At 48.0% G+C, this 17553-nt stretch carries 15 protein-coding genes; 5 read left to right on the top strand and 10 right to left on the bottom strand.

Going from position 1 to position 17553, the window contains the following annotated elements; all coding sequences use genetic code 11:
- Window positions 1-186: 186 nt before the first annotated feature.
- Together SHEWANA3_RS03965 and SHEWANA3_RS03970 are read left to right on the top strand one after the other, a co-directional pair.
- Window positions 187-2772, top strand: a complete 2586-nt coding sequence (locus SHEWANA3_RS03965; protein WP_011715912.1) for a TonB-dependent receptor — start codon at window positions 187-189, stop codon at window positions 2770-2772.
- Window positions 2773-2889: 117 nt separating this feature from the next.
- Window positions 2890-3519: a glutathione S-transferase family protein gene (locus SHEWANA3_RS03970; RefSeq protein WP_011715913.1), complete on the top strand. Its 630-nt coding sequence runs from the start codon at window positions 2890-2892 to the stop codon at window positions 3517-3519.
- A 72-nt stretch (window positions 3520-3591) separates the two neighbouring features.
- On the opposite strand, the gene SHEWANA3_RS03975 is transcribed toward SHEWANA3_RS03970, so the two are convergent.
- The 4 genes from SHEWANA3_RS03975 to SHEWANA3_RS03990 form a co-directional block, all read right to left on the bottom strand.
- Window positions 3592-4092, bottom strand: a complete 501-nt coding sequence (locus SHEWANA3_RS03975; protein ID WP_011715914.1) for a DUF4447 family protein — start codon at window positions 4090-4092, stop codon at window positions 3592-3594.
- Between the two features lie 41 nt (window positions 4093-4133).
- Window positions 4134-4541: an SMI1/KNR4 family protein gene (locus tag SHEWANA3_RS03980; RefSeq protein ID WP_011623923.1), complete on the bottom strand. Its 408-nt coding sequence runs from the start codon at window positions 4539-4541 to the stop codon at window positions 4134-4136.
- A 234-nt stretch (window positions 4542-4775) separates the two neighbouring features.
- Window positions 4776-5561, bottom strand: a complete 786-nt coding sequence (locus SHEWANA3_RS03985; protein ID WP_011715915.1) for a RelA/SpoT domain-containing protein — start codon at window positions 5559-5561, stop codon at window positions 4776-4778.
- 197 nt (window positions 5562-5758) lie between these two features.
- Entirely contained in the window at window positions 5759-7843 is a 2085-nt protein-coding gene (locus SHEWANA3_RS03990) for a M13-type metalloendopeptidase (protein ID WP_011715916.1), read from the bottom strand.
- Window positions 7844-8180: 337 nt separating this feature from the next.
- Here SHEWANA3_RS03990 and rsuA point away from each other — a divergent pair, with 337 nt between their 5' ends.
- Window positions 8181-8888: a 16S rRNA pseudouridine(516) synthase RsuA gene (rsuA, locus tag SHEWANA3_RS03995; protein ID WP_011715917.1), complete on the top strand. Its 708-nt coding sequence runs from the start codon at window positions 8181-8183 to the stop codon at window positions 8886-8888.
- Window positions 8889-8971: 83 nt separating this feature from the next.
- Here rsuA and SHEWANA3_RS04000 read toward each other — a convergent pair whose 3' ends face one another.
- The 3 genes from SHEWANA3_RS04000 to SHEWANA3_RS04010 are packed head-to-tail and all read right to left on the bottom strand — an operon-like array spanning window position 8972 to window position 11036.
- Window positions 8972-9928, bottom strand: a complete 957-nt coding sequence (locus tag SHEWANA3_RS04000) for a DUF4097 family beta strand repeat-containing protein (protein ID WP_011715918.1) — start codon at window positions 9926-9928, stop codon at window positions 8972-8974.
- Window positions 9925-10503, bottom strand: a complete 579-nt coding sequence (locus SHEWANA3_RS04005) for a hypothetical protein (protein WP_011715919.1) — start codon at window positions 10501-10503, stop codon at window positions 9925-9927. Before SHEWANA3_RS04005 ends, SHEWANA3_RS04000 begins: the two co-directional genes overlap by 4 nt.
- Window positions 10503-11036: an RNA polymerase sigma factor gene (locus tag SHEWANA3_RS04010; protein ID WP_011715920.1), complete on the bottom strand. Its 534-nt coding sequence runs from the start codon at window positions 11034-11036 to the stop codon at window positions 10503-10505. Before SHEWANA3_RS04010 ends, SHEWANA3_RS04005 begins: the two co-directional genes overlap by 1 nt.
- Window positions 11037-11436: 400 nt before the next feature.
- On the opposite strand from SHEWANA3_RS04010, the gene SHEWANA3_RS04015 reads away from it, so the two are divergent.
- Window positions 11437-13299 carry a methyl-accepting chemotaxis protein gene (locus SHEWANA3_RS04015; protein WP_011715921.1) on the top strand — a complete coding sequence of 621 codons (1863 nt, stop codon included), beginning with the start codon at window positions 11437-11439 and terminating at the stop codon, window positions 13297-13299.
- Between the two features lie 184 nt (window positions 13300-13483).
- Here the strand turns inward: SHEWANA3_RS04015 and SHEWANA3_RS04020 are convergent, their stop codons facing one another.
- The 3 genes from SHEWANA3_RS04020 to lolB all read right to left on the bottom strand — a co-directional run bounded on the left by SHEWANA3_RS04020 (window position 13484) and on the right by lolB (window position 16044).
- Window positions 13484-14431, bottom strand: a complete 948-nt coding sequence (locus SHEWANA3_RS04020) for a ribose-phosphate pyrophosphokinase (protein WP_011623915.1) — start codon at window positions 14429-14431, stop codon at window positions 13484-13486.
- A gap of 112 nt (window positions 14432-14543) precedes the next feature.
- Window positions 14544-15398 (bottom strand): 4-(cytidine 5'-diphospho)-2-C-methyl-D-erythritol kinase, encoded by an 855-nt coding sequence (gene ispE, locus SHEWANA3_RS04025; protein WP_011715922.1) that lies wholly within the window; start codon window positions 15396-15398, stop codon window positions 14544-14546.
- A 1-nt stretch (window position 15399) separates the two neighbouring features.
- Window positions 15400-16044, bottom strand: a complete 645-nt coding sequence (gene lolB, locus SHEWANA3_RS04030; protein WP_011715923.1) for a lipoprotein insertase outer membrane protein LolB — start codon at window positions 16042-16044, stop codon at window positions 15400-15402.
- Window positions 16045-16298: 254 nt separating this feature from the next.
- Between lolB and hemA the strand changes: the two genes are divergently transcribed.
- Window positions 16299-17549, top strand: a complete 1251-nt coding sequence (hemA, locus tag SHEWANA3_RS04035; protein WP_011715924.1) for a glutamyl-tRNA reductase — start codon at window positions 16299-16301, stop codon at window positions 17547-17549.
- The last annotated feature ends 4 nt before the right edge of the window (window positions 17550-17553 follow it).

Raw genomic sequence — 17553 nt, forward strand, 5'->3', positions numbered from 1 at the left:
GCCAATGTTCCATTTCGCTATCTTGAGAGATCTCAGCAGGAAAATACATGGTTTTTATTAGTAACAAAAGTTTAACTTTTTACAGTCCCCCATTGACTTTGTTTTACAACCGATTACCTTGGTTGTGTTAAAAATTAGTTTAATAAAAGTAAAATAAATTTAACAAATCAAGATTAGGGGATGTAAATGAAAAGACCTCAGATTCTACCCAGTGCTTGTGCTATTGCGATCGCAATGGCATTTGCCCCGAGTATTAGCTATGCAGCCGATAACGGCGCTGACAAAGTTGAACGCATTGAAGTAACGGGCTCTCGTATTAAGCGCACTGATATCGAGGGACCGTCACCCATTCAATCCATTGGCAAAGAAGATATTGCCAACATGGGTTTTGACAACCTGCAGCAGTTACTCGAACGTATGCCTGCCAACGGTGCTGGCGCTTTCTCTACCCGTGGCAACAGCCAAGACTCGACCGCAAACGGTGGTGCTTCAATTAGTTTACGTGGCTTAGGCCCTGACGCCACTCTGGTATTGATTAACGGTCGCCGTGTTGCGGCAAGTGCCTTTGCTGAAGGTATCACTAACTCCTTCGTCGACATTAACAACATTCCGGTTTCGGCGATTGAACGCATTGATATTCTGAAAGATGGTGCATCGGCGATTTACGGTTCCGATGCGATTGCAGGCGTAGTTAACATCGTCTTGAAAAAAGACATCGAAGGGATTGAGGTTAACTTAGGTTACGGCGACACCCCAGGTACGGGTTACGATGAAACCACGGCAAGCGTCGTTTGGGGCGTCAAGTCCGAAAAGGGTAGTGCGTCGGTTATTCTCGATTATTTTAAAAACGATACCTTATCGGCAACCGATTTGGGCCGTTTTGGCACAGCCGATCAAAGCCCTTACGGTGGTGAAGATTTCCGTTCCTCACGCGGTTTCCCCGGTTATTTTTATGTCGATGGTGTGAAGACTATCGACCCATCCTGTCCGCCCGATCGTGCAACGGCCAGCGGCAGCTGTTTATTTGACTATGGTCCATACAACTTAGTGATCCCTGAGGCTGAGCGTATCGGGGCTATTGGTCAATTCGATTACCATTTCAATGACGATTTAACCGCGTTCCTCGAGTTAGCCGCGCAACATAACTCTTCAATTGCGGGTGGTGCACCAACACCTTTGGATGAAGATGCGGCCTTAACTGTGCCAGGCACTCACCCAAATAATCCTTGGGGCAAAGATATTGAAATCGGTCGTTTCCGTACAGTGGATGCGGGCGCACGTCGTTGGGATATCGAGTCCGACACCCTGCGTTTAGTGGCGGGTTTACGTGGCACGATTAAAGAGTGGGATTGGGAAGCCTCGGTACAACGCGGCCGCAGTGAATCGACTCAAACGGGCGATCGTACTCAAGGTTGGGTCAGAACCGATTACCTGCAAGCCGAAATTGATGCGGGTCGCTACAATCCCTTTGGCGGTACCATGAACTCGCAGGATGTGATCGATGCGATTACCACTAGCCTAGTTCGCCAAGGTTTATCGAGCATGACGTCATACGCGGCGAACATTTCGGGCCAAGCGTTCACGCTGGCAGACCGCGATATTATGATGGCGGCAGGTGTGGAATACCGTGAAGAAAGTGTCAGCGACGTACCAGATGAACAGTTCCAACGTGGGCTGATTTTCGGTACCGAAGCGGTTTCAGCTGCGGCCTCCCGTGACCAATACGCAGGTTATGTGGAGTTCTCTATTCCTGTCACGGATAACTTTGAGCTGCAACTCGCGGGTCGCTACGATCATTACAGCGATTTTGGTTCAACCACTAACCCTAAAGTGGCGTTCCAATGGGGCATCACCGATGAGCTGACGAGCCGTGGTTCTTGGTCAACGGGTTTCCGCGCGCCTTCATTAGCACAAATCGGTTTAGGCCCATCACGCGAAAGTAGCTTCTTTATCGATACTTATCGCTGCGCCGCCGATGGTGTGGATTGTGAAGCGCTCGACTATAACACTGAATTCCAAGGTAACTCTGAGTTGGATGCCGAAGAGTCAGAAACATGGAACCTTGGACTTATCTGGGCGCCAAGCCAGAAGTTTGATATCGGTTTCGATGTTTACAGCATCACTCAAGATAACAAGATCGATAAGCAGCCATTGGGTGATATCTACACCGCAAACTGTAACGATCAAAACAGCACAGTGTGTGAGCGTTTAGCACCGCAAGCGGGTCAAACCTTAGGTCCTATCAGCATTATTCACTCAAGCTTTATCAACTTAAGCTCGCAGGATGTGCAGGGTGTTGACCTGTCAACTCACTATGGTCTTGAGCTAGATAGCTTTGGTGATTTGAAGTTTGGCCTAGAGTACAGCTACCTACATAACTTCGAAAAAGACGGTCTCGATTACACTGGCGAGTACAAGTTCCCACAACATCGCTGGTTACTCACCACGAATTGGACCATGGATAACTTCGCCGCCAACGTAAACCTGAGCTACATCGGTGAGTTCGAAGATACTCCAGATATCGACTTTGACGGCGTGTTAGACTTCGAAACGAACAAGTCTCGTATGGTTGATGCACAGTTATTAGTTGATATGTCAGGTAGTTACCGTTTCAACGAGATGTTTAAGCTGACATTAGGCGTGAACAACCTGTTCGATGAAGAGCCACCGTTTGCGATTGGTGACGGCGATACCGACCTCTATGGTTATGTGATTTCTGTACACAACCCAATGGGACGTTATATCTACACCAAACTGACAATGAACTTCTAACGAGTCATTGATTGAGTCATAGGAAACGGCGCTTCGGCGCCGTTTTTGTATTTTACTCTGCCGCGACACAGTGTATCTTCGTTCTCGTTAATCAGTCATCACTAAAAGGACGTTAATATGATCACCTTATATGGCATGCCCCGCAGCCGTGCATTACGAGTCGCTTGGGTGTTAGAAGAGTTAGGCGCCGAATGGGCCTTTTCGTTTGTGGATATGAATAAGGGCGAGCACCGTAGCGCAGCGTTCTTAGCGCTTAATCCCTGCGGCAAAGTGCCAGTGTTAACCGACGATAATCTTGTATTGTCTGAGTCTGCGGCCATTTGCCTGTATCTGGCGGAGAAGTTTGGTAATTTGTTACCTGAAGCGGGCACTGCGGCATCGGGTCTGCATCATCAATGGGTGAGCTTTATTATTACCGAACTCGAGCAGCCTCTATGGACCCTAGGCAAGCATAAATTTGCGCTGCCGGAAGCGCAGCGTCATCCTTCTATCATGCCTTGTGCTGTGTGGGAGTTTGATAAGGCGGCGGCCTTGGCTGAAGCTATGCTGCCCGATAGTGACTTTTTACTCGGTGACACCTTATCGGTAGCCGATATTCTGCTGGCGCATACACTGATGTGGGGCACCTTATTTGAGCAGCAGATCCCGCCTAAATTGGCGGCATATCGCGATAGAATTGCGGCGCGTCCTTCGCGTAAATCGGCACTCGCAAAAATGGAAGCCGTGGCCAACGCAGCGCAGGCTTAATTGGCACAAAGCGATAAAAAACAAAAGGGCAGAAGATTTACTTCTGCCCTTTTTGCTTAAATCCTTAGGCGTTTATAGCTGAGTCGCCGCCCATTTGGAGCGGCTTTCACGGCTTTCGCTTAACCCATTTTGCTCACGGAATGCCTTGTAGGCTTCGACATCGAGATTGACTAAGCTAACATCTACTTCGAGCACCAGTTTACATTCTTTCTTAATGCGCCATGCCGCCGTATTGTATAGCTCAGTCAACGGCAGCGAGCTTAAAAATTCAGGATTATATTGGGTGTAAACGGCTTGAGTTGGATACACCACGAAGGCTAGGTGACGCTTAGGCTCTTTCTTGAATAAGGCTTCGATGCCGTCAGTGGTATTCAGTACTTGCATCTCGATAATATCATCGAGATCTAGCAGCTTTTTCTGTGCCAGTTCAGGGGCCTGTGTTTCAGCATTTTCCCACGCTAATACTTCGGCTTCGCTATGGTTGGTCAGTTGTCCTACTTGAGCCGCACTGAGGCTGAGTGATTGGCGTAAGTAGCTCATTTCGATGGCGTTCAAGCCAATATTTTTCGACATAATGCGGTTCTCAAGTTGATAAAAATAAAATCTCGGTAAAATCAGTATTTGTTTTTAAGCCAAATATCTTCGACCCATTCCCAGAAGGATTCCCAATAAGTATCGGTAAAGTCACCGTTTTGCCAGAAGTGAACTTGGCCATCCTGATCGATACAGTAAAAGTCATCGCCCAATTGGCAGATGGCGATTAAGTCCCTTGGCAAGCCGATTGACCAAGCATAGCAGGTGACTTCGGGTAAATAGGTGTGTGAATAGGGATCGGCTGCAGTCACAGGCTCAATCGCGCCATAAATCACATCACTGGCATGGAGTAGGTATTCCTTTAATTCCCGTGGCAGCGGGATCAAAATCTGTTCCTCAACCTCCACTAACTGCTCGAATGTGGGTAACTCGAGTGGCACAGGCACGGTTTCGCTGCGTTCTTGGAGTTGCTCAATAATGTCGTGCATGGAATTTCCTTAAGGGTCGCCTTATGGCGCGGGATTATATAGGGAAACAAGGTTGGATGCGAGGGAAGGGCTGTGAGCGATAGTGGGCATAGATCGATTGTTAGTGAGATGACGCTTTAGGCTAAGTCTGGTGTTACGCCATAAAAAAGCGCTGGTATCTGTTTTCACAAATAGCCAGCGCAACAGTGGAAGTGGTACAGCGTTAAACGGTTAAGCGATTAAACAAACGGGTGATTAAGCAACTGAGTTAGTCAGCAACAGTCCTTCATCGACGCGTTTATAGTTAAGCCAAGCTTTGTGATACAGCTTATGGGACTCTTGGCACAGCTTAGCGATCTGTGCGGTTTCAAACTCACTTAATGCACGTTGTTGTTTTATTGCATTTGCCTCAATCTGTTGAACCTGTTCGTAAACCTTGTGCTCTGGGCCACTTTTGATGTCGGCAATATCCTTAAGGTGTAATTGGACCTCGGCAATCATGCCGCTTTCGGGCAAACGTACCAGTAAGTTAAGGTCGCGATAACCTGAGGCTTTAGGCTCGGCGAAACGGTTTTTCTGTTTCACGACCTGAGCTTGCTCGCTTAAGGCGTAGTAGCTTTGCATCAGCTCGGAGATGCTGTTACTGACGATGCTGGCGCGGGCAAGATCGGTGATCTGGCTAGCATCCCCATTAAATTTGGTGGCGACCTTCTCGGCGGCGCGTTGATAGCTTTTCACGTCAGGTAAAATCACCTGCGCCTGTGAACTGGCCGTCACTGTCTGCAACAGGCTTGCGAGTTCATTCTGGGCCGCGTGGGCGTTGGAATATAAGTTGTCTAAACAGGTTGACGCTTGACGCGGAGTGTCGAAAGTTTGAGTGTTGAGCGCATAAAGACCATGCAGATCATGGCTTTGAGCCTGTCTTGCACTGTAATTACCGCGTTCGGCTCTGCTGTCATTGATATCTAAAGGATTGGCTACGCCTGTGCGGGTCGATAATAAGAGTAGAAAGATAAAAAAGGTACGAAATAACTTATTCATAACGGCCTACTTCCTTATGGGAGTGATACACATCACGGGAATACCATAGGCTGGAGTGGCTTAATTAAAGCTGAATCAATGATGAAGACTTGTTCATGTTTGGCTTAGGTTCACATTTTTCCTGCCTAAAAAAATGGCGCCGCTATAGTGAGCGGCGCCATTGGGTTTGTTGATTACTATCTTGAATTAATTTGGAATTACCAAATTTTCACGCGTTTCTCTGGCGCGATATACATAGCATCACCAGGTTTCACATCATAGGTAGTGTAGAACTCTGGCATGTTAGACAGCGCACCTAATGCACGGAATTCCGCAGGTGAGTGTGGATCTGTCGCTACACGGTTACGCAGGGCTTCTTCTTTGGCTTTTGCACGCCAAATTTGCGTGAAGCCGATGAAGAAACGTTGGTCGCCAGTCAGACCGTCGATAACCGGTGCTTCTTTGCCATTGAGTGACTTTTTGTACGCACGGTAAGCGATAGTCACGCCCGATAAGTCACCGATGTTTTCGCCTAAGGTCAGGCTGCCGTTCACGTGCAGATCGTCAAACACATAGTAGCCATCGTATTGTGCGATCAGCGCCTTACCACGGGCAGAGAATTCTTCTAAGTCTTTCTCTGTCCACCAGTCGCGCATATTGCCTTCGCCGTCGAACTTAGCGCCTTGGTCGTCGAAGCCATGGCCCATTTCGTGGCCGATAACCGCACCGATACCACCGTAGTTAACGGCATCATCCGCTTCCATGTTGAAGAAAGGTGGTTGCAGAATTGCTGCAGGGAACACGATTTCGTTCATGGTTGGGTTGTAGTAGGCGTTAACCGTTTGTGGGGTCATGTGCCACTCGTCTTTATCGATTGGCGCGCCTAACTTAGCCAGCGACTTAGCGTGCTCAACTTCGCTTGCGCGAACCGCGTTACCAATCAAATCATCGGCTTTGATGGTCAGCTTGCTGTAATCTTCCCATTTGTTTGGATAACCAATTTTCGGGTTGAATTTCGCTAATTTTTCGGCAGCAGCTTGCTTAGTGGTATCGCTCATCCAAGTCAGATCTTTGATGCTGTCGCCGTAGGCGCCGCGCAGGTTTTCAACCAATGCTTGCATACGCTCTTTAGCTTCTGGAGCGAAGTGACGCTTCACGTACACTTTACCCACCACTTCACCTAATACGCCGTTGACTGCCGCAACACCGCGCTTCCAACGTGGCTCTTGTTCTTCTTGCCCGTTTAGGGTTTTAGAGAAGAAAGCAAAGTTCTCGTTGTCTAACTCTTCGCTCAAGTTGCTCGCCGCGTGGGTCAGCACTTGCCATTGCATGTAGGTTTTCCAAGTCGCTAGATCGGTCGTTTTGAGGACTTCGTTCAGGCCTTGGATATAGCTTGGTTGGTTAACGATAATGTCGGTTTGCTTGTCAGCACCTAATGTCGTTAAGTAGCCAGTCCAGTCGATATCTGGCGCTAAGCTTGGCAGATCTTTGACTTGGTACAGGTTGTAGGTCTTAGTGCTGTCGCGTGTTTCAACTACATCCCAATGTTTAGAGGCAATCGCAGTTTCGAGTGCGAGGATTGACTCAGCGCTAGCTTTTGGATCTGCAAGACCAGCCAGCGTGAACATTTTTTCAATATGGGCAAGGTAAGCTTTACGGATATTGACGAAACGCTCTGCTTCGTTGAAGTAGTAATCTTTTTCCGGCAGGCTTAAACCGTATTGCCATAGGTGAGTGGCGTAACGGCTCGAGTTTTTCGCATCGATATCGATGTAGAAGGCGATAGGTGTACCGGCGCCCATGATTTGGCTGTGGGCGAAGTATTTCACCAGCTCATTTTTATCTTTTAGAGCGTTAATGGCATCAAACTCGCCTTTCAGTGGCGTCACGCCCAGCTTGTTTAGCGTTGCTGTGTCCATAAATGAACGGTAAAGGTCAGCCACTTTTTGCTCGTCAGTGCCTACGGCCAGATTTGGCGTGGCGGCCACTTCTTCGATAATGGCTTTAACGTCATCACGGGATTTTTCACGCAGATCGTAGAAGGCACCAATGCTAGTGCGATCGGCTGGGATCTCGGCTTTCTTCAGCCAAGCGCCGTTAACATATTCATAGAAGTCGTCCTGTGGACGCACTGATTTATCGAAGTTTTCAAATTCGATACCTGAGCCCAATGCTTTAGTGACTGCGGCAGCAGTGGCGGTTTTAGCCGTTTCAGGCGCTTTAACTTCAGCGGGCTTGTCATTACAGGCAGTGAGGCCCGCGATGAGTGAGGCACACAGTCCCCCAATGAGTACTTTTCTCATGTCGTTTCCTTCGAGTTTGTTATTGTGCCCATCTCTGGGGCTGTTTGGTGCAAAATGGGATTGCTTCAGGCGCAACGCAACGTATGTTAATGCTTTAGTGGGAATCTAAACAAGGTGATCACACTTTTTCAGTCAGATTTCTTATCCGTCAGTTGTAACTAAAAATTACCATGGTTGAAATTGGCCTAAAAACCACCAAACATACCGTACGCAAGCTCTGACAAGTTAGTAAGCACTTAGGTTTGTCTGGCGTAACTAAGGGGGCATTTGGGCAATTTGATTGGCTAGGCTTTGCCCTTTCGTTCGTTGGGCCTCATAATACGGCGGTTTTCATTTATTGAAGTTGAGTCGTCCCGTGCGTTTAGACAAATTTATCTGTGAAAGTACCTCGCTTACCCGTTCTTTAGCGAAAAAAGCCCTGCACCGTGGTGACATCACCTGTGATGGGGCTGTGATTAAAGATGCTGGTTTTAAAGTGCTCGAGGGGATGCAAGTATGTCTCGAAGGTGAGTTTATCTCCCTCGTTGGTGAGCGCTACCTGATGCTAAATAAGCCTGTGGATACGATTTGCTCGACCATAGATGAAGTCTACCCTTCGGTATTGAGCTTGCTGGATATTGAAAAGCCCGAAACCTTACACATTGCCGGCCGTTTAGATGCCGATACTACTGGCCTTGTGCTGATCACGAGCGATGGTCAATGGTCGCATCGGATCACCTCGCCTAAAAAAGACTGTGGCAAGCGTTACTTAGTGACCTTAGCCGAGCCTGTGGATGAGAGTCTGATTGGTGTCTTTGCTGCTGGAGTGGAGCTGAGAAACGAAGACTGCCTGACAAAACCCGCCTTGCTTGAAATCATCGAGCCGCAGCTGGTGCGTTTAACCATTACCGAAGGTAAGTATCACCAAGTGAAGCGGATGTTTGCCGCCGTAGGTAATCATGTGGTTGGCTTACACCGTGAAAGCATTGGCAAAATTGAATTAGACGCAGAACTTGCCCTAGGTGAATGGCGTTATCTGACGAGCGAAGAAATCGCCTCGATTTAACACCGTTTGGCTAAAAAAATGCCGCTCCTGATGAGCGGCATTTTTATTGCCTTTTTATCGCTGATTCGTGTTTTCTGATAAGGCTATTGTTTTTTCAGGATCAGATTACCGCTAATGGTATCCATCTTCACAGTGGCGCTACCAGCACCTGTTTGGAAGTTTAAGGATTCATTCGGCACGTATTTTTGTCTTTGTGGCACATCTTGGCTCAAGCCATTTTTGATTTTGCCACCTGGGCCGCCATTGAGCTCGAAATTAGCATCGGGTGTATCCGAAAATGTCACAATAATATCGCCGCTGACGCTCTCAAGATTGGCTTTATCGAAACTTTTCGCCAGTGATACTTGAGTGTCGCCGCTCACGGTGCGGACATTAACCTCTTTGGCGCTGTTAAAGTCGGCTTTGATTTCCCCTGAGACCTGCTCGACTTTCACTTTATCGGCTAAGGTTTGGCTGTTGAGATCGCCGCTTACTAAACGGTATTTGATTTCGCCTTTGCTCTGGGTGTCTTTAATCTCACCTGAGACGGTATCTAACATCACTTTACCCGCTAATTCCTTAGTGGTGATATCGCCAGACACAGTGTGCAATGTCGGTGTGCCATCCAGTGCTTCGGCGGTGATATTACCGCTAACGGTATTCAGCTCGAGCTCGCCTTGAGTCTGGCTGATTTGCAGATTGGCTGAAATCGTATCGGCGTTCAGCTTGACGGATTTAGGTACTTTAATGATGAGTTTTGAGCCGTTGTTGTCACTGCCATTATAGTGGCGTGGCATTTTATCTTCGATATTTAGGTTGTTACCTTTCTGCTCGAAAACAAAGCCTTCGCTCAGCTCATCGAGAGTGCCCGTCACGCTGACTTCATTTTTATCCCAGCTTTGAATTTGAACTTCGCCCCGTTGGACTTTGATTTGCAGCAGGGTATCGCTACTTATCGGTAACTGTTTATCCACACTTTCAGCGGCAAATACACTGCCCATGAGGCCAAGATAAAGCGTTGACACTAAGAGACTGGTTTTCGTGAGGGTAAAATGGCTCATATGCTATTTCCTTGTGTTGAGTTTTGAATCGGAAGTTTTTGGCCTTGCTGTAGCAAATCGAGTTCACGTTGTTGCACCCAAAGCCAGAGTTGCCAAAGTTGTTTGTCGGTTGGATTAGCTTGTAACGCTTGATAAATCTGTTCGCCTGCGCGTCGTAATTCTGCTAAGCCTTGCTCTAGCGGCGCGCTAAAGCGACTGGTTTGCCACGCGACAACCGTTGGGGTTTGTTCGAGGCTCGTGACTTGGGCTTGATGTGTCTGGGCAATTTGGTTAAGCAGAGTGTGCAGCGCTTGCTCATCATCCGCCGATTGGCTAGCGATTTGTTCAGGGAGCGACGTTTTTATCGGCGCTTGAGTGTAGAACCCGAAGAACACCGCCATCACCACAGCTGCGGCAATCGCCCATTGCGCACCTTGCGGTCGCGGCGCTTGGCGACTCGCCGTTTGCGACGCCAATGGCTTATCCATACGTTTTTCGATGCCTTGCCAAAGATCCCGTTCGGGGGTTAATGCTTTGGGGGCATTATCAATCAATTGCTGGAGTTTGGCCTCGCGGGGATCGTTAGATAAGGACATTACAGCATCTCCTGTAGTAATTGCTTGGCTCTGTGGTACTGGGTCTTACTGGTTCCCACGGCAATACCAAGTAATTGTGCAATTTCTTCATGTTGGTAGCCTTCAATGGCGCAGAGCACAAACACGATACGCGCCCGCTCTGGCAGTCTGAGGATCAATTTGTCTAACCCTTGATAATGCTCATCTGCGCTTGAATGTTCATCGTCGCTCTCCATCGGGATAAAACGCGCCCAAAACGACTTTTGCTTACGGATAAAGCTCAGTGCTTGATTCACACAAATACTGTGTAACCAAGTAGAAAACTGGCTCTCTCCCCTAAACTGCGGCAATTTCTGCCAGACCAGAATAAAGCACTCCTGAGTGATCTCTTCCGCCTGCGAGGCTTGGCCTGATAATCGCAGTGACAGGGCATAAACCCTTGGATGATGGTGTAAATACAGCTGCTTGAATGCGGCTCTATTCCCTTGGCTAGCCAAGGTGATGAGGTCAAGTTCTGACATCGCATTGTTGAGTGGGAGTCTCCCTGCCGTCACTGTATTTTCCTGTCATCAAGGTGAATGGTTACTGATTGGACGCTTTGAAAAGCGCAAAAGGTTTGTATCCTATAAAAAATATTCGGTTTATTGTTAGATATTGCGTAACTCACATCCTTGTTGTAGTAACATTTGCAAAAACTTTTAGCGCTAAGTTTATGAAGTTATTAATTTTATACCAAATGGTATGCTGAGTAGAAAGCTAAAATCATATTATGGATTATCACTGACATTAAGCATGACCGTGGGGCGACTGTCAGAGGTGAGTATCAAAACAGGAGCATTGAACGACCGATGCAAAATAAATAGAAGATAAACTTTGTATATCAGGGATATTTTGCTGTTAAAGGCCTAACTCCCAGCTATCTTTTTAAGAGAAGTTATTTATTAGGGGCTTTTTATGTTAATCCGCTCAAAGTTGTTACTCAGTGCCGCTGTATCCGTTACGGCCTTGATTGCCATGTTTGGATTGCAGCTTCATTCAAATTCGGTTGAGTCGGAACTCTCCCACGCAGCACAAAGCGTTCTCGAATTGGAGCGAGATGTATTGCTACTGCGTAAAAATGAAAAGGATTTTTTTGGTCGTAAAGATATGCAGTATGTTCAACTGCATGGTGAGGTACATGCCAAGATTGATGAGTTAGTCCCGAATCTTGAGAGTATTTTTAAAAAATACAAGGTTTCCACTGCGCCACTCGAAAGTTTTGACCGTAACCTTAATCAGTACCAAGTCGCCTTCAATGAAGTCGTACAACTGCAGCAAGAAATTGGTTTAACGCCTAAAACGGGTCTCTACGGCACCTTAAGAACGGCAGTGCACAATGTTGAGTCCATGCTGAAGGAATACGACCAGTTATCCCTCGAAGTTGCCATGTTGCAGCTAAGACGCAATGAGAAAGACTTTATGCTGCGCCGCGAGATGAGCTATGTCGAGACCTTCGACTCGAATATTGCTCAGTTCAACACAAGTCTGCGTGCATCCAGCTTAGATTTTGATACACAAAATAAAATTGCGGCCCTAATTGAGCAATATCAAAAGGATTTTAAGAGCTTAGTCAATAAAGAGCAGCAACTGGGGCTCAGTGAAAAAGATGGCACTATGGCGAAATTGATCGCCGCAAACAAGTTAACCGAGGCCAGTGCCGACGAGCTGCATAATCTTGCGTTAAAGGCGATTGATGATACCGAAAGCAGCAGTGTGAATATCGGGATTTTGGTCTTCGTGATTATCGCCCTGATCCTTGCAGTGATTACTTACCTTATTATCCGCAGCATTATCACCCCGGTGGAACGTATAACGCAGGTGATTTCACGTATCGAAGTCAGCAAAGACTTAACCCTCAGATGCGATGCCTCGACTCAGGATGAGCTGGGTGAAATTGCGCAGCATTTCAATAGCATGGTGGGGAGCTTTCAGCAGCTTATCGAGCAGGTTATTGACTCAGTCGCCACGATTAACACGTCCTGTAAGAGTGTGTCAGAGAATGCAATGCTCGCCTCCGAAGGCGTTGCTCAGCAGCTTAATGAAACCGATATGGTGGCGACGGCGATTACCGAAATGGGCGCGACCATTGATGAAATTGCTAAAACGACCGAGCTTGCGGCCCTCAAAGCGGGTAAAACCCATGATAACGCTCAATTAGGGCAAACTGAGGTGGAGCAAACCATCCTCAAGATCAGACAATTGTCTGAACAAATTAACAGCAGCGCCTCAGTGGTGGATGAGCTCGAGCGTGATAGTGAAACCATTGGTAGCGTGCTCGATGTGATCCGTGGCATTGCGGAACAAACCAATTTACTGGCACTCAATGCGGCGATTGAAGCGGCCCGCGCGGGTGAACAAGGCCGTGGTTTTGCCGTGGTTGCCGACGAAGTACGTAGTCTGGCGATGCGAACTCAGACATCAACTCAGGAGATTGCCAATATTATTCAAACCCTGCAAAGTCGAACCCGCGCAATAGTGCAATTAATGGATGCGAGCCAAAAGCAAGGCGCCGAGAGTGCCGAGCAGGCTGCGGCGGCGGGAGAATTGCTGAAGCTTATCAATACCGATGTGCATAATATTATGGATATGAGCACTCAGATTGCTGCAGCGATTGAAGAGCAGAGCATGGTTGCCGCCGAAGTGAATAAGAACGTGGTCGTTATCCGTGATATTGCTGAGGATTCTTCTCGGGCTGCCGATGCCAATGCATCGGCTTCGGATGAACTTAAATCCCGCGCCGAGTATCTAGTCAGTGCCGTGAGCCACTTTAAGATCTAGTCGCACTTTTGTCTGTCAGAAACGCACCTTAGGGGGCGTTTTTTTATGGCGAAGCGCTGTTGAGGTTTATTTGAATATGATGGCGCACGAGCTATTAATACGAAAAGCTCGAAAGTAGTAACGCAATAAAATCCACCAACAAAAAACGCACCCTAAGGTGCGTTTTTTATGCAAAGCGCCGCGATTAGTGGCTGAACATTGCAGAGATAGACTCTTCGTTGCTGACGCGGCGAATGGCTTCTGCCAATACGGCCGACATAGTCAGTTGAGTCACTTTAGCCACTTTAAGCATTTCAGGGCTTAAAGGTACAGTATCAGTCACGATAACTTCATCGATCACTGAGTTTTCGATATTTTCAGCCGCTTTGCCAGAGAATACTGGGTGAGTCGCGTAAGCAAATACGCGGTTTGCACCGTGTTCTTTTAAGGCTTCAGCCGCTTTACACAGAGTGCCGCCTGTGTCGATCATATCGTCAACGATAATGCAGTCTCGGCCTTGAACGTCACCAATGATGTGCATCACTTGTGCTACGTTTGCCTGTGGACGACGCTTGTCGATAATGGCCAGATCAGAATCATCTAATAGTTTTGCCACTGCTCGAGCGCGGACAACACCACCGATATCTGGAGAAACAACCACAGGGTTATCTAATTTCTTCGCCAGCATATCTTCGAGCAGCACTGGGCTACCGAACACGTTGTCTACTGGTACGTCGAAGAAGCCTTGAATTTGCTCTGCGTGTAAATCACAGGTCAGAACGCGGTCAACACCGACGCTTGACAGGAAGTCAGCAACGACTTTCGCAGTAATAGGTACACGTGCGCTACGTACGCGACGGTCTTGACGAGCATAACCAAAGTAAGGAATAACGGCAGTGATACGACCGGCAGATGCACGGCGTAGCGCGTCAACCATAACGATAAGTTCCATTAGGTTATCGTTAGTTGGGGCGCAGGTGGATTGGATGATAAACACATCGGCACCACGTACATTTTCGTTAATTTGGACACTGATTTCACCATCGCTGAAACGACCAACCACTGCGTCTCCGAGTTTACAAAATAGACGATCGGCTATCTTCTTAGCGAGACTGGGGGTGGCGTTCCCAGCAAAGAGCTTGATGTCGGGCACTGTATGAACCTCAGGCGTTTGCTTTATATTTTAGTGGCTAGAGCAACGACGATGCGGGGACGGGAGCGGAACCCGTGGGCTATCGTAAAAAGTTGCTCTAGAAGAAAGTAGTTTATGGATGAGTGAGTCGCACTATGAGCGGCGAAATATTCATCCCTTTTGCAACAAATCCTTGCATATCAGACGGTAATTTCGCCAAGGCTGCGAGAGCTTGCTGCTGCGAAGAAAACTCCCCAAACACGCATGCGCCCGTTCCGGTCATTCTCGACGGCGCATATTCTAGCAGCCAGCCTAAGGCCTTGGCAACTTGAGGGTATTTGGAAACGACCAGATCTTGGCAATCATTTGCCCAAGGTTGGCTCATTAAGGTGTCGATGCCAAGCTTAGGTGTATTGCGGGGTAGCAAAGGATCTTGGAACACCGCAGCGGTGGAGACATGGGCATCGGGCGCTATCACTAAATACCAAAATTCAGTGGGCGTCACCGCCTGTAAACGTTCGCCAACGCCTTCGGCAAATGCCGCGAAACCGCGAATAAAAACAGGGATATCGGCACCGAGTTTTAAACCAATCGCCGCTAATTCATCGTTAGATAATTGGGTGTTCCACAACTGATTTAAGGCCACGAGTGTGGTGGCCGCATCGGAGGAGCCGCCACCTAAACCACCGCCCATGGGTAAACGTTTTTCGAGCCAGATTTCGGCGCCGCCAGGATAACTTGTCGCTTGCTGTAATGATTTTGCGGCTCGCAGAATTAAGTTATCGCTATCGGCGACAACGGCCGACATGTTCGAGTGCAATATCAGCTCAGGCGTCTGCGTCACCCTAAAATCGAGTTGATCGCAACAATCGATAAATTGAAACAGGGTTTGCAACTCATGGTAACCGTCGGCGCGGCGCCCGTTGATATGCAAAAACAGATTTAATTTGGCGGGCGCGGGCCAGTTGCGTGAAATCTCATTCGACATGCTAAGGTTTTTCTCCGAGCAGTATTGAGGGTTTACCTAAGGCTTGCCATTGATTGAGTTGCAGCTTGAGCTGTAAATCACCACGTTCAAGCTTTAACTGATAGGGCACCTCGGCACCGCTTTGGGGCTGCCAACTCAAAAATGTGACGACCCAAGGCGGCAAGGTTTGCGAGTTTTGAATTTGTTTGGTTTTGCCATTGCTATCGACGGCAAGCACACGGTCTAAAGCGCCGACTTGGCCTGTTATCCAAAGGGGTAAGTCGTTAATCGGGATGGACCAGCCGCTGACTCGCTCGAGTAATGCTTGGGCGTTGCTATCACGAAAATCTTTGCCATCGACATGCAGGTGAGCCGAGTTAGGCGTAGCATCCAAGGTCAACACTGTGGTGCCGAGCATAGTGGTGAGGGTGAGTTCGTCTCGCTCCTCACTGTGGCGCCAATAGAGATTGGCGCTGAGCTTATCCTGTGGCGTGCGGATAGCGAGTTTCCCCTGTAATTCCCATGCCTTGGCTTGGGCGGCATTGTCGACCGTCATAGGGCTGAGATCTGTCGTTGGCGGCAGGGTTTCACAGCCGCCTAAAAACAATAGGCCGCTCAAGGCGATACAAGAGAAAATGGATTTTGTGAAGCGCTTCAAATTATTCATCTATAACTGATATACCAAAGTCCTTATGATACGAGGGCTTGTAAAGAATACCAATGCCAATCGTAAAATTTCCATTGGCGGTCACTTGGGATAACTTCGGTCGCGATAATCTGCATTTGTCTATCATTGATAGAAAATTTAGGTAAGAAGTTAGACCTTTATTCGGTTTTGTTAAGCGTATTCTGTTTTTAGTTGGGCCAATTCAGTAGAATGCCCTTATTAAGAGAGACGCCAAGAATCTAGAAAAGAGTCAGATGAGCCTTGTAGCAATCGGTATTAACCATAAAACAGCCACGGTAGACCTGCGTGAGAAAGTTGCCTTCTCTCCGGACAAAATTCATGATGCCATGAAGAGTCTGGCCAGTCGTACACGCTCGGGTGAAGCCGTTATCGTCTCGACCTGTAATCGCACTGAATTGTATTGTAACAATGGCGATGAGGCCGACATCATTGAGTGGCTTGAAGAATATCATGGCCTAGATCATCAAGATGTAGCGCCGTGCCTCTACAATTACCACGGTCAAGCGGCGGTAAGGCATTTAATGCGCGTGGCCTCGGGTCTTGACTCGCTGATTTTGGGTGAGCCGCAAATTCTGGGGCAGGTTAAGCAGGCTTTTGTCAAAGCCAAAGAAGCGGGTACCGTTGCGCTAACCATCGATCGCTTATTCCAAAATACCTTCTCCGTGGCGAAAAAAGTGCGTACCGAAACCGAAATCGGTGCCGCAGCTGTCTCGGTGGCCTTTGCCGCCGTGAGCATGGCAAAACATATCTTCTCTTCGCTGTCGACCACTAAGGTGCTGTTAATTGGTGCCGGTGAAACCATTGAGCTGGTGGCTAAACATCTTAAGGATAACGGTGTTGCTTCTATGGTCGTGGCAAACCGTACTCTGGAACGTGCTCAAAGCATGTGTGAAGAGTTTAATGCCACGGCAATTACGCTGGCACAGATACCAGATTTTCTCCCTAAAGCCGATATCGTGATATCCTCTACCGCCAGCCCGCTACCAATCCTTGGTAAAGGCATGGTAGAAAAAGCGCTAAAGCAGCGTCGCCATCAACCTATGTTATTGGTTGATATAGCAGTTCCCCGGGATATTGAGCCGGAAGTCGCCGATTTGGACGATGCGTTTCTGTATACAGTGGACGACCTGCATAGCATTATTGAACAGAATAAGGCTTCCCGTAAGGAGGCCGCCGAGCAAGCTGAATTAATTACTGAAGAACAATCCTACCTCTTTATGGATTGGGTACGTTCTTTAGAGTCGGTCGACAGTATTCGCGAGTATCGCAGCCAAAGCATGGCGATAAAGGATGAGTTAGTGGAACGCGCCCTGAATAAATTAGCGCAGGGGGGCGACACTGAGCAGGTATTGATTGAACTAGCCAATCGCCTGACAAATAGACTTATTCACGCACCAACCCAAGCCCTCACAGTGGCGAGTCGTCAGGGTGATTTGAATACCTTAGGTCAGTTAAGAACAGCGCTCGGATTAGATAAAAACTAAGGTT

Source organism: Shewanella sp. ANA-3, from assembly GCF_000203935.1.
Classification (GTDB): Bacteria; Pseudomonadota; Gammaproteobacteria; order Enterobacterales; family Shewanellaceae; genus Shewanella.

Bases quoted from the DNA above. Each gene is read 5' to 3' on its own strand.
- SHEWANA3_RS03965 (WP_011715912.1), top strand. From the start codon at position 187: ATGAAAAGACCTCAGATTCTACCCAGTGCTTGTGCTATTGCGATCGCA.
- SHEWANA3_RS03970 (WP_011715913.1), top strand. From the start codon at position 2,890: ATGATCACCTTATATGGCATGCCCCGCAGCCGTGCATTACGAGTCGCT.
- SHEWANA3_RS03975 (WP_011715914.1), bottom strand. From the start codon at position 4,092: ATGTCGAAAAATATTGGCTTGAACGCCATCGAAATGAGCTACTTACGC.
- SHEWANA3_RS03980 (WP_011623923.1), bottom strand. From the start codon at position 4,541: ATGCACGACATTATTGAGCAACTCCAAGAACGCAGCGAAACCGTGCCT.
- SHEWANA3_RS03985 (WP_011715915.1), bottom strand. From the start codon at position 5,561: ATGAATAAGTTATTTCGTACCTTTTTTATCTTTCTACTCTTATTATCG.
- SHEWANA3_RS03990 (WP_011715916.1), bottom strand. From the start codon at position 7,843: ATGAGAAAAGTACTCATTGGGGGACTGTGTGCCTCACTCATCGCGGGC.
- SHEWANA3_RS04000 (WP_011715918.1), bottom strand. From the start codon at position 9,928: ATGAGCCATTTTACCCTCACGAAAACCAGTCTCTTAGTGTCAACGCTT.
- SHEWANA3_RS04005 (WP_011715919.1), bottom strand. From the start codon at position 10,503: ATGTCCTTATCTAACGATCCCCGCGAGGCCAAACTCCAGCAATTGATT.
- SHEWANA3_RS04015 (WP_011715921.1), top strand. From the start codon at position 11,437: ATGTTAATCCGCTCAAAGTTGTTACTCAGTGCCGCTGTATCCGTTACG.
- ispE (WP_011715922.1), bottom strand. From the start codon at position 15,398: ATGTCGAATGAGATTTCACGCAACTGGCCCGCGCCCGCCAAATTAAAT.
- lolB (WP_011715923.1), bottom strand. From the start codon at position 16,044: ATGAATAATTTGAAGCGCTTCACAAAATCCATTTTCTCTTGTATCGCC.
- hemA (WP_011715924.1), top strand. From the start codon at position 16,299: ATGAGCCTTGTAGCAATCGGTATTAACCATAAAACAGCCACGGTAGAC.